The organism is Acinetobacter sp. S-1 (assembly GCF_059579785.1).
On the sequence record NZ_CM184207.1, the window covers coordinates 3,433,945 to 3,446,171 of the forward strand.

Here is a 12,227-nt window from a genome sequence, read left to right on the forward strand (position 1 = left end):
TATGATTCCGCACGTTTCACGTTTACTCGAACTTTGGCGTATTGCAGCGCACTATAGACTCGATACGTTGTTCCCTGCGGATGAATTACCAGTTAAAGCTCAACGTGCATTAAGTGTTATTAAAATGCACCCAGCTGCATGGTCTAGTCGCGAACGTAAAAATCCTTTAAAGCTCAAAGAAGCTTTGGAAGAGATGGGGCCGCTTGCAATTAAGCTTGGACAATTACTGTCAACTCGACGTGATTTGATTCCACCTGAAATACTCGCTCAATTGGTCTTACTTCAAGATCAGGTAAAACCGTTTGATAGCAATGTTGCCAAACAACGTATTCAAGAATCATTAAAAGCTGACGTAAATACCTTGTTTGCACGATTTGATGACCAGCCATTAGCTGCTGCTTCAATTGCACAAGTTCATACTGCTGCTTTGCACGATGGTCGAGAAGTTGTTGTTAAAGTGACTCGTCCTGACATTCGCAACCAAATTTTGCAAGACTTTGAGATTTTGGCATGGTTAGGCAACACACTAGAAAGTCGCCTTGAAGCTGCTCGTGCCTTACATCTCTCTGAAATTATTCAAGACTACCGCCAGATTATCTTAAATGAGCTGGACTTGAGTATCGAAGCAGACAACACCCGTCGTATGCGCCATTATTTTACTGGCTCAACCATGATGTATGTGCCTGAAGTCTACATGGACACCAAAGATGTCATGGTAGCAGAGCGCATTACAGGTGTTCCTATTTCAGATACGGCAACCTTTGACCGTCTAGGCATGGACCGCGCACAACTTGCAGAAAAAGGATTAACCATTTTCTTTACGCAAGTATTCCGCGATAACTTTTTCCATGCCGACATGCACCCCGGCAATGTCTTTGTAGAAACAATTAACCCAAGCAATCCACGCTTTATTGCACTCGACTGTGCAATTATGGGTGAGTTATCTAAGCATGACCAGATGACCATTGCCCGCATGTTGCTTGCTGTAATGAACAGCAACTTTATGCAGCTCATTCAAATTGTGCATCAAGCTGGTTGGATTCCACCGGGTACAGACCAAGATGCGCTATCGCGTGAAATGCGTCGCACCGTTGGCCCAATGGTATCTAAACCAATGGATCAACTTGATTTTGCTGGCATCTTGATTCAAGTAATGGATATTGCCCGTCGCTTCCATTTAGAGATTCCACCTCAGCTCATGTTGTTGTTAAAGACTTTAGTGCATGTCGAAGGTCTAGGTACCGATCTATACCCGCAGCTCGACATCTGGAAATTGGCAAAACCAATTTTGACTGAATGGGTCAAAGCCAACATGAACCCAGTCAAAAATATTAAAGAGTTAGGTCAGCAACTACCTGACCTGCTTTTAGGTGCTCAAGATTTTCCAAGCTTAATTGTTGATAGTTTAAATGGTTTAAAAAATCAGTCTGCTTGGCAAGACCGTCAGTTACGCGAAATGCAGCAACTTCGTTTGCAAATGGAACATCAACAACGCCGCAGTTGGATGTTCGGTAGTAGCATGCTGATTTTGCTCACCATCGCGATTATTAGTCCTTGGTTTGTTTCTATTATTTTAATTGTGCTAAGCAGTTTATTAGCGCTTTGGCGCATATTGAAATAAGTTCTAAATCCCTTGCCCGCGCAAGGGATTTTTTTATGTGAAAACTTTAATTTTCAAAAAAATTATAGATCAGCTATTCGTTGATTGCTAAATTGAATCTATAAATGCATCAAAAGAACAAACAATGAAAACACCTCATTTTGCGATTATCGGTGCCGGTACCGCAGGTTTAGCCACTGCAATTTTGCTCGCCCGTGAAGGTAATGACGTTACTATTTTTGAACAAGTTGATGAGTTATCTCCAGTAGGCGCTGGTTTATTACTACAACCTGCAGGCTTAGCAGTATTTGAACATTTAGGGGTGCTCGATAAAGCTCTGCCATTGGGTGCAAAAGTAACAGGCTTAGAAGGACAACTTCCCAACAAGCGTCTTTTAGTCAACAGCCACTATCATGAAGCATCTACAAATCTCTATGGTTTAGGTATACACCGAGCCACTTTATGTCATGTGCTCACCCAAAAACTTAGTGAGTATTCGAGCCAGATTACTTGGCGTATGAACCATTCTGTTGAGAACTTTGAAGAACATAATGACGAAGTTCGGCTATTCGGAAGTCATCAAAGTCAAAAGTTTGATGCTTGCTTTGATTGCCTACTCATTGCCAATGGTGCTCGTAGCCAATTACGCCCCAAAGCATGGGTAAAGATTGACCAAGCCTACCCTTGGGGTGCGGCGTGGAGTATCGTGCCTGAGTGCCAAGTTCTCGATTCTGAAATTTTGCATCAATTTTATGATCGCTCGAAAATTATGATGGGAATTCTTCCTACAGGCGCCATTCCAACAGAACCTCAACAACGCCTTTCAAGTGTTTTTTGGAGCTTACCTACTCCACAGTTACAAAGCTTTTTACAAGATGAGCAGGCTAAACAAGCTTGGTTAAAGCAAGTCTCTGAGCGTTGGCCCAAAGTTGCAGAATGGCTGAAAGAAATTTTGTATAACAGTCAAACTCAGCCCAAATGGTTATCTGCAAACTACCGTGATGTCGTTATGACTCAATTTGGTCAAGGTCGAATTGGGGTCATTGGCGATGCCACTCATGCAATGAGTCCACAGTTAGGTCAAGGTGCAAATATGGCATTATTGGATGCTTGGGCTTTCTCTCAATCATTGCAACATGCTCAAAAAAACCAGAATATTGATTGGTCCCTGCTCTGGCAGCACTACCACCAGCTTCGCCGTTCATCCACCCAGTTTTATCAATTTCTTAGTCGCTTATTAACACCACTTTATCAGTCTGATCATTGGTGGGCTGGAGGTTTAAGAGATTTAGTTTTTCCGTGGATGTATCAAATCCCTTATTTTCGAAAAGAAATGGCAATTACAATTTCAGGCTTAAAGACTGGTCCATTCCAACAACTTGACTATGATCAGGTTGCTCAATTACCTAAAGAAAACAGTGTTTTTAATTTAAAAAGTGAATCTCTGTCGGACTTTTAAAAGTAATCGTATTCAAACTACTCATTACGCTGACAAAGACAAAAAGGACAAAGAATTTTTCCGCAAAGCGACGTTGATGCCGTACACTATACAAGCTATTTTTTAGCATCAGATTGAAATCAATTTATAGTTCATATTTCTTTGGTGATTCCTCATGAATAATACGCAATGGCTCGATGAAGTAAAATTTAACGAACAAGGTCTTATCCCTGCCATTGCTCAACATCATCAAACCGGACGTATTTTGATGGTAGCGTGGATGAACCGTGAATCACTTGCGCTCACAGCAGAAAAAAATCAGGCTGTGTATTTCTCTCGCTCTCGCCAAAAACTTTGGCACAAGGGTGAAGAATCAGGCCATTTCCAAACAGTTTATGAAATTCGTTTAGACTGCGATGGCGATGTAATCATATTACAAGTTGAGCAACACGGCGGTATTGCATGCCATACAGGTCGTGAGTCTTGTTTCTACCGCAAACTCACTCCACAGGGCTGGGAAATTGTCGACGCACAATTAAAAGACCCTACTGCAATTTATGGCGATAAAGCTAAAACTGAAAGCCACGATCATGCTCACACCACTGAACAAGTGGATGTGCTTGCTCACTTAGGGCAATTAATGCAAGAGCGTAAGCAAACTGAAGCGGACACTTCATATGTTGCAAGCCTCTACAAAAAAGGCATTAATAAAATCTTAGAAAAAGTCGGCGAAGAAGGCGTAGAAACTATTATTGCTGCGAAAGACTACGCTGCTCAAAATACAGAAAGCAATTTAAATGACTTGATTTATGAAACTGCTGATTTGTGGTTCCATAGCATTGTCATGTTGGGTTATTTCGATCTTAATCCACAACTTATTATTGACGAATTAGCTCGTCGTCAAGGTTTATCTGGTTTAGTTGAAAAAGCTAACCGCAACAAGGTTTAAAATCACTCAGTGTCGAATATCGAAAAACCTAAAGCCACCTATGAGCAAGCTATTGCCATAGATAACGCACGTCTTGGGCAATCATTTAAAGTGATTGCCTATGCGGGTACAGGTAAAACTACTACATTACAAATGATTAGTGATGCCATGCCTGAACGGCGCGGTATGTATTTGGCTTTTAACAAAGCCATTGCTGGTGAAGCACAAAACAAATTTCATCGTAATGTAGACTGCCGGACTTTTCACTCACTCGCGTTTCGCAGTGTGCCACGCGGTGTGACTGATAAATTACGCTTGCCTCGCTTAAGCCCAAGCTTTATTGCAAAAGAATATCGACTAGAACCTATTACTTTACGACGCATGATGGGTGGACGTTATGAAAAATACGTCTTAATGCCAAGCCGCCTTGCAAGCCTTGTCGCCAATGCTGTCAGCTATTTCTGTTCAACCAGTTCTCAATACCCTGCTCCTCGACATATTCAGGCACCAAACTGGTTACATCCAGACGATATTACCGAGCTACAAACTCATCTTTACCCTGCTGTAGAGCGCCGTTGGTTAGAGTCGATCGACCCAAATCATCAGGCAGGAATTGGCCACGATATTTATCTCAAACTTTGGGCTTTGTCTGAACCGAACATCCCAGCCGATTATGTCTTATTTGATGAAGCACAAGATGCTGATCCTTTAATGCTGGGTATTTTACTTCGCCAAAAAAGTACGCAGGTCATCTATGTAGGCGATGCACATCAGCAAATTTATGCATGGCGTGGTGCAATCAATGCGATGCAACAATTGCCCTTGCCAGAGTCTCGCCTCACCACTTCTTTTCGTTTTGGTGAAACGATTGCGGATGTTGCCAATGCATTGCTAGGCGGATTAAATGAAACTGTTCCTTTGCTTGGTAATCCAAATCAAAAATCAAGTGTCGTAAATAAACCGCATACCAAAATGCGTGATGCGATTTTGTGTCGTACCAATGCTCGTGCTATGGAACTTTTATTAGCTGGTTTAGTTCACGGCGATAAAGTGAGTTTGCAAGCTGACCATCAAAAACTAAACCGTTTTGTAGATGCTGCAAGTCTCTTAAAACAAGGAAAACGGGTTACTGATGTGCCTGAATTAGCATGGTTCAACTCATGGCATGATGTCCATGAATACTGTGAAACCAATGAAGGTAGTGATATTAAGCCATTGGTTAAACTTGTCGATGACCACGGTACCGACCCACTAAAAAAAGCGCTTGCAAAGATTACACCACTTGAGCAAGCTGACTATGTCATCTCTACAGCCCATAAAGCGAAAGGCTTAGAATGGAACCGTGTTCATATTGAAGATGACTATCAATTTAAAATTAATGGGTTAGAACACAAGATTACTGATGAAGAGTTAAGACTACTGTACGTTGCCTGTACTCGTGCTAAAGTAAGTCTAAATATCCATCATCTTTATGATCTGATACAACAATTAAAACTAAGGGCGCCTTTAAGTCTTCGTCAGTCTGTTGGTTGAAGCGCTCATATTTAGGTGAGCCTATGAAACTTGAATCTGTCCAATTTAAACATATTGCTCTGTTTCACGACCTTAAAATACACTTTCACTATGAAAAACAGCCCATCACCTTAATTTTAGGTGAACAGGCAACTGGTAAAAGTATGTTGCTCAAACATACTTACCATGCTTTAACTTGGTTCCCTGCTCGCCTTAAAGATTTGCGTAGTCCCGGTATTGTCATGCCTGATCAAGACATTACTCAGTCGCGCCTACAATCAAAAATTGAAGTGACCGTTCAAATTCCTTCAGAAATTGGTCATCTGCCAGAAAGTACCTCTGCTCAGCAGTTAGACTCTTCGCTGTGTAGCTGGAAACTTTTTAAAACCCTAAATGCAAGTGGGATTGGAGTGAGCCAAGTTGAAACTCAGCAACTTGACCAAACCATGGCTCTTTATCAACAAGTCATAAAAAAAGATCCATTACAAGGACTTCCCTTAATCGCTTACTACCCAGCCGAGCGATTTGTAAATGATATTAATCTGCTTAATAAAAATTTACCTGGCATTACTCAAGCCATTTCAGCCTATGATATTAGCCCACTACCGTTTACAACTTTTACACGCTTTTTTGAATGGCTACGAGAAATTAGTGATATCGAAAATGCTCAAGCTGCATATCTAGTACAACGGATTAGATCGAAACAATCAGATCAACAAGATCAAACAGAATTATTAAATGAGCTTCAAAAAGAGTTATCAGGGCAACCTAAACAGCTCACTTCACCCAATCTATATGCCCTCAAGAATGCATTGAATATAGTTTTGCCTGAGCTTAAAGATCTATATCTACAATATCAGCCTCGTCTGCAACTTATGGTCGACTATGAAGATCAAACCTTACCTTTTCAGCAACTTTCAAATACAACAAAAACTTGGATTGCTTTAGTCGGTGATATAGCCCGCCGACTATGTTTGCTCAATCCTTTAGGCCTAAACCCTTGTCTTGAGGGGGAAGGCGTTTTACTCATTGACCAGATTGATGCACAGCTCGACTCGACTCATTGCTCCGAGATCTTAAATCGGCTTCATCAAGCCTTCCCACGCCTGCAAATTATTGCAACAGGAAGTCGTGAAGAGCTACTCGAACATGCCTCGACCTATCAATGTCTAAAATTAGAGCATGGTAAAATTAGCCATCTGGACCTAAATACGACCAAGCAACAGCTTGAACATATCTATACCTTACTCCAAAGAAGCGAACCTTTAACACCACCCATAGAAGCACAGCCTCTGAGTTTAATAGACCCAACACCAGCACAGATTGAGGTTTTATTTCAGCAGATTCAGGGTTTAAATGAACAACAAAAAAATGAATTATTAAGGATGATTCATGCGGGAGACGCACCGGAAGAAAGCCCTTCGGTTTGAGTTTTATAATCAAAAACTGCACTCACAAAATATATGGTGGAGTACGGTTTTTTAGGCACTAAAATAACTAGATGTTGTTACTACATGTAATAACATCAGATTTTCAATGCTTTTTTAGTGTACAATAAATTTCATTTTGCGTTTTTATTCTTCAAGTTGCGCAATACAACTTGTTTCTCGCTTTATTTTCTAATTTGGTTGGGTTTTCGGAATAATAAGCTTTGGAACTCTCTTTGAATTCCTATCTATTCTGAAATTAAAATTTCACCTTTAGGTTTCGGCCTAAATCATATATGGATACGAGTGTGCTACCGATAATTATCTTATTACCGTTAATATTAGGCACCACCCTTGTTTCATTGCTTCAACGATTCTCGCGTGGAGTAACGGCTTTAGGGGCAATTGGAGTCAGTTTAACCAGTTTTGGTTTATTACTGACTCAAGCTAAAACTGTGCTTGGTGGTGCAAGCATTCAACAAAGCTGGGATTGGCTACCTCAATTAGGGATCAATCTGAGCTTCAGGCTCGATGCTCTTGGTTTATTATTTTCTCTTCTTATTACCGGTATCGGTACACTCATTTATATATACGCCTATTATTATTTAGGTCCTAAAAATTCATTAAGTAAACTCTATACTTTACTCATGCTGTTTATGGCAGCAATGCTGGGTATTTCGCTCTCTAATAATCTTATTATTTTATTAGTCTTTTGGGAGCTCACCAGTATTTCATCTTTCTTGTTAGTGGGTTATTGGAGTCATTATGAAGCTGCTCAACGTGGCTCTCGGATGGCGCTTACTATTACAGGGATGGGTGGTTTAGCAATGCTAGGTGGATTTGTTTTATTGGGACAAATCACTGGGACCTATGAAATTAGCGAAATCATGGGCATGAAAGATGCGATCCAAGCCCACGCTCTTTTTATTCCAATGTTATTGCTTATTTTGCTTGGCGCATTTACAAAGAGTGCTCAGTTTCCATTTCATTTTTGGTTACCTAATGCAATGGCGGCACCCACACCCGTGTCTGCTTACCTACACTCTGCGACCATGGTAAAAGCCGGGATTTTTCTACTTGCCCGCTTACTTCCAATTTTTATAGGCGCTGCGATTTATCATAATATCGTTACGTTTGTCGGCCTATTTACGCTCTGTATGGCAGCGTGTTTTGCCATTTTCAAAGAAGATTTAAAAGGACTGTTAGCCTATTCAACCATTAGTCATTTAGGGCTTATTGTTTGTTTACTCGGTATCGGTTCTCCTTTAGCAGTTGCCGCTGCTATTTTCCATATTATTAACCATGCAACATTTAAAGCAGCGCTGTTTATGCTTGCAGGGATTATTGATCATGAAACCGGCACACGTGATCTTCGAAAACTCAGTGGTATTTGGCAATTACTTCCTTTCACTGCCACACTCACCATGATTACCGCTGCCTCTATGGCAGGTGTACCACTTACCAACGGCTTTATTTCAAAAGAGATGTTCTTTACCGAGCTATTGGCGAATCTTTCAGGCTCAACAGTTATCTTTGCCAGCATCATTGCAACTCTGGCTGGTATCTTCGCAGTAAGTTATTCAATTCGCTTAGTACATGGTGTCTTCTTTGACGGCCCAATTGGCAAACAAGTGCCAAATAAAGACGCACATGAACCACCTATCGGGATGCGTGCTCCAGCCATCCTTCTTGCTGTGCTTTGTATCTTGGTCGGCGTTCTGCCTTCGTTATTGGTAGAACCACTGGTCAATAGTGTAACTAGAGCAAGCTTAATGCAACCAGAATTTGCGGGTACACACCTTGCAATTTGGCATGGATTCAACGCTCCTCTTGTGATGAGTATTATTGCCTTAGTAGGCGGTACGCTGTTCTACTTTGCCTTAGCAAAAGACGGCATGATTCGTAAAATTGACCTTGACCCACGTCTAGGCAAATTACAAGGCCGTATCTTATTTGATTTATTTTTAAAACATCTGCTGCTTACAAGCCGAAAAATCAAACAAAAAACTGAAAATGGTTCATTGCAAAGTTATTTGTTCTGGATCATTGCTTTTAGCATCATCATGGTCACTATGCCTTTACTCAATCAAGGGCTGAGCACAGGTACACGTGAACTCACCCATGCTCCATGGATTGCTGTGGTTCTTTGGCTGACGTTGTTCTCAGGCTGTTGGATGATGCTCTGGTTCCACCATGAGCGTATTAAAGCAGTACTTATTAGTGGTGCAATTGGTCTAGTGGTAACGATGGTCTTCGTCACCATGTCAGCACCAGATTTAGCGCTGACTCAAATTACAGTAGACGTTGTAACGACTGTTCTTTTATTGATGAGCTTATCGTTACTTCCACAGCTCACACCGTATGAATCTCGTCGTTCTAGACGTTTGAGAGATGCTGCCTTAGCAATTATTGGAGGTTTAGGAATTGGCTGGATTACTTGGCTCATTTTAACCCGTGATCATAATTCAATTTCTTGGTTCTTTGCCCAACAGTCTTTACCACTTGGTGGTGGCTCAAATATTGTAAATGTCATTTTAGTTGACTTCCGTGGCTTCGATACCTTCGGTGAAATTACGGTATTAGGCATCGCTGCGATTGGTGCCCTATGTTTAATGGATGGTATGCGTGTACACGGCACCACCATGACGCAAGGCCTCACCTACCGTTTTAATCCTTCTCCGCTTATGTTCCGTATTACGGCCTCTTGGGTATTACCTCTAGCGCTTGTCGTCAGTGTTTATATCTTTTTGCGAGGACATAACTATCCAGGCGGTGGCTTCATTGCAGGTCTAATTACCTCAATGGCGCTAATCATTCAATATATTGCACTAGGTCAAGATCAAGCAGAACAGCTGTTAAAAGCGAAGTCTGGCCGCCTTTACGAAGTCTGGATTGGCACAGGATTAACGATTGCAGGCCTGACTGGTATAGCAGCATGGTTCTGGTTACGTCCGTTCCTCACGAGTGCTCATGTCTATGTTGAATTACCAATTCTAGGAAAACTACATCTAGCTTCAGCTGCAAGTTTTGACTTGGGTGTTTATATCACCGTTGTAGGCGCGACAATGTTGCTCATCTCTGTATTAGGCGACTCTCGTCATTCGAGTATGTCCGGTCCTGTACCACATCGGGAGGAATCATCATGATCAGTTTAGAATTCTTACTGGCTTCTGCTATTGGTTTACTTGTTGCCACAGGTATTTATCTGATTTTACGTGCTCGTACTTTCCCTGTTGTGCTCGGATTGGCTGTAATCGGTTATGCAGTAAACCTATTTTTATTTGCTATGGGTCGATTACAAATCAGCTCGCCAGCAATTTTAACTGAAACGACAAAAATAACCGATCCACTCCCTCAGGCGTTGGTGTTAACCGCCATCGTGATTGGTTTTGCAACTACAGCGTTTATTGTACAACTTGCGCTACGTAGCCGTTATGAATCAGGTAGTGATCATGTTGATGCTAAAGAAGATGCTTCCCCAACATACGACCCACGTGAGGATGAGCCGTGATGTTTGATTTTTTATCTTTTTGGCAACAACACACGCCTATTTTTAGCATTCTCATCCCAGCATTTACTGCTTTTATCTTATTACTGTTAGGCAACCCCGGGGCAGGAGCTTTAAAAGATGACTGGCGTCAGCCTTGGCGTCGTGGCATTAGCCTCGTCTCAGCAATTGCCGGATTAATTACCGCTATTGTTTATCTTAGTTACGCCAGCACGGGGCAAATTACTGTTTACCAATTAAGCGAATGGTCAGCGCCATTTGGTATTGTGCTTGTACTCGATCGTCTTTCTGCTTTTATGCTGGCACTGACTTACGCATTAGCGGTACCAGTTTTATGGTATGCAAGTGATAGCTGGGATACGCGTGGTCGCTATTTCCATGCCATGGTACATTTCCTATTAATGGGGATTTGTGGAGCATTTCTAACAGGCGACTTATTTAACCTTTTCGTCTTTTTTGAAATCCTGTTGATGGCTTCGTATGTGTTGCTCTTACATGGACAAGGCAAACCTCGTTTTCAGCTTGGCGTTCACTATGTCATTATCAATCTTTTAGCCTCTGCCCTTTTCTTAATTGGGCTTGGTATGATTTATGGCAGTGTGGGTAGCCTCAACATGGCGGATGTCTCACGTCTTATACCGACACTCGAAGCAGATCAACACAAATTAGCAGTCGCTGGTTCCTTACTTCTTTTTGTTGTCTTCGGTATTAAAGCAGCAATGCTTCCTGTCGGTTTTTGGCTACCAAAAACTTATGCCGTTGCAAGTACGCCTGTAGCTGCGATTTTCACCATCATGACTAAAGTCGGGATCTATTCTATTTTACGTGTAAATGGAACAGTATTTGACGATGCACTTAGTCAAGAAATCTTAAAAAGCTGGTTACTCCCTATTGGCTTAATTACTTCACTCTATGGTGTGATTGCCGCAATTGGGGCAGATCGTTTACGTCGCTTTGTCGGCTTTATGGTCCTTTCTTCAATTGGCACCTTGCTTACAGCAATTGCCATGTCTAATACACAGGCATGGTCTGGCGCTTTATATTACTTAGTACACAGTACATTGATCGGAGCAGCTTTTTATCTATTTTGTGGATGGATCACTTCACAACGTGGAGATTTTAAAGATCATTTAAAAGTTGCACCAAGAATTAAACAAGAAAAAGCGGCTATGCTGACTTATTTCTTGATTGCGATGATGATGGCTGGATTACCACCTTTTAGTGGTTTTCTTGGAAAAGTATTCATTTTACAAGCGACAGTTGAAGCTAGTTATCAAGGCTGGATTATTGGTGTTGTGCTTGTTGTGAGCCTATTAAGTATTATTGCTCTCACACGTGTTGGTTTTATCTTATTCTGGCGCGCTACTCCTCCAGAAGAAGATCCAATCCAGCCAGCTTATGTTCTTTATCGTGCTTTACCGGAACGCGCACCGCCACGTAACGATCAAGTCATTTATCTATTACTGGCTGGTTTAATCGCTTATGTTGTTTTTGCTGCACCAATTCAGCATTACACATTAAGCACCGCACAACAGATCCAAGACCATGCGCTTTACCAACACTCTATTCTTAAAGTAGATCAAAACGGTGAAGTCATCAGTGTACAGCCATATGACCCAAGTTACTTACCGGAAACGAAGTATGGCGGTGAGGTTGAAGATCATAATGCTTATCTTGTTCCAGATATTATTTCGAAAGATACGCTCAATGGCGAACATATTTCTGAATATAAACAACGACAAATTCAGCAACAGGACAAACTCCAAACGCCTACCATTGTTGATGAAAGTCAATTGAAACCTATGGAGCCATAA

At 41.5% G+C, this 12,227-nt stretch carries 8 protein-coding genes; all 8 read left to right on the forward strand.

Annotated elements, in window-relative coordinates; all coding sequences use genetic code 11:
- Window position 1: 1 nt before the first annotated feature.
- The 8 genes from AC52J8_RS16440 (at window position 2) to AC52J8_RS16475 (ending at window position 12,227) form a co-directional block, all read left to right on the forward strand.
- The gene (locus AC52J8_RS16440; protein WP_004794982.1) at window positions 2-1,621 is read left to right on the forward strand and encodes an ABC1 kinase family protein; all 1,620 of its coding nucleotides are present in this window, start codon (window positions 2-4) and stop codon (window positions 1,619-1,621) included.
- Between the two features lie 124 nt (window positions 1,622-1,745).
- Complete coding sequence (locus tag AC52J8_RS16445) at window positions 1,746-3,059, forward strand: FAD-dependent oxidoreductase (protein WP_086400323.1); 1,314 nt, start codon at window positions 1,746-1,748, stop codon at window positions 3,057-3,059.
- A 154-nt stretch (window positions 3,060-3,213) separates the two neighbouring features.
- Window positions 3,214-3,987 carry a bifunctional phosphoribosyl-AMP cyclohydrolase/phosphoribosyl-ATP diphosphatase HisIE gene (hisIE, locus tag AC52J8_RS16450; protein WP_086400324.1) on the forward strand — a complete coding sequence of 258 codons (774 nt, stop codon included), beginning with the start codon at window positions 3,214-3,216 and terminating at the stop codon, window positions 3,985-3,987.
- A gap of 9 nt (window positions 3,988-3,996) precedes the next feature.
- Window positions 3,997-5,499 (forward strand): UvrD-helicase domain-containing protein, encoded by a 1,503-nt coding sequence (locus AC52J8_RS16455; protein ID WP_005065896.1) that lies wholly within the window; start codon window positions 3,997-3,999, stop codon window positions 5,497-5,499.
- 23 nt (window positions 5,500-5,522) lie between these two features.
- Complete coding sequence (locus tag AC52J8_RS16460; RefSeq protein ID WP_086400325.1) at window positions 5,523-6,908, forward strand: AAA family ATPase; 1,386 nt, start codon at window positions 5,523-5,525, stop codon at window positions 6,906-6,908.
- Between the two features lie 293 nt (window positions 6,909-7,201).
- Complete coding sequence (locus AC52J8_RS16465) at window positions 7,202-10,051, forward strand: monovalent cation/H+ antiporter subunit A (RefSeq protein WP_044101773.1); 2,850 nt, start codon at window positions 7,202-7,204, stop codon at window positions 10,049-10,051.
- A complete protein-coding gene (locus AC52J8_RS16470; protein WP_002115033.1) occupies window positions 10,048-10,416 on the forward strand; it encodes a Na+/H+ antiporter subunit C in 369 nt (122 codons plus the stop codon). The genes AC52J8_RS16465 and AC52J8_RS16470 overlap by 4 nt, the downstream gene beginning before the upstream one ends.
- On the forward strand, window positions 10,416-12,227 hold the full coding sequence (locus tag AC52J8_RS16475) for a monovalent cation/H+ antiporter subunit D (protein WP_086400326.1): 1,812 nt from the start codon (window positions 10,416-10,418) through the stop codon (window positions 12,225-12,227). The genes AC52J8_RS16470 and AC52J8_RS16475 overlap by 1 nt, the downstream gene beginning before the upstream one ends.

Excerpts from the sequence above, each read along its gene's own strand:
- AC52J8_RS16440 (WP_004794982.1), top strand. The coding sequence starts at position 2 with ATGATTCCGCACGTTTCACGTTTACTCGAACTTTGGCGTATTGCAGCG.
- AC52J8_RS16445 (WP_086400323.1), top strand. The coding sequence starts at position 1,746 with ATGAAAACACCTCATTTTGCGATTATCGGTGCCGGTACCGCAGGTTTA.
- hisIE (WP_086400324.1), top strand. The coding sequence starts at position 3,214 with ATGAATAATACGCAATGGCTCGATGAAGTAAAATTTAACGAACAAGGT.
- AC52J8_RS16460 (WP_086400325.1), top strand. The coding sequence starts at position 5,523 with ATGAAACTTGAATCTGTCCAATTTAAACATATTGCTCTGTTTCACGAC.
- AC52J8_RS16465 (WP_044101773.1), top strand. The coding sequence starts at position 7,202 with ATGGATACGAGTGTGCTACCGATAATTATCTTATTACCGTTAATATTA.
- AC52J8_RS16470 (WP_002115033.1), top strand. The coding sequence starts at position 10,048 with ATGATCAGTTTAGAATTCTTACTGGCTTCTGCTATTGGTTTACTTGTT.
- AC52J8_RS16475 (WP_086400326.1), top strand. The coding sequence starts at position 10,416 with ATGTTTGATTTTTTATCTTTTTGGCAACAACACACGCCTATTTTTAGC.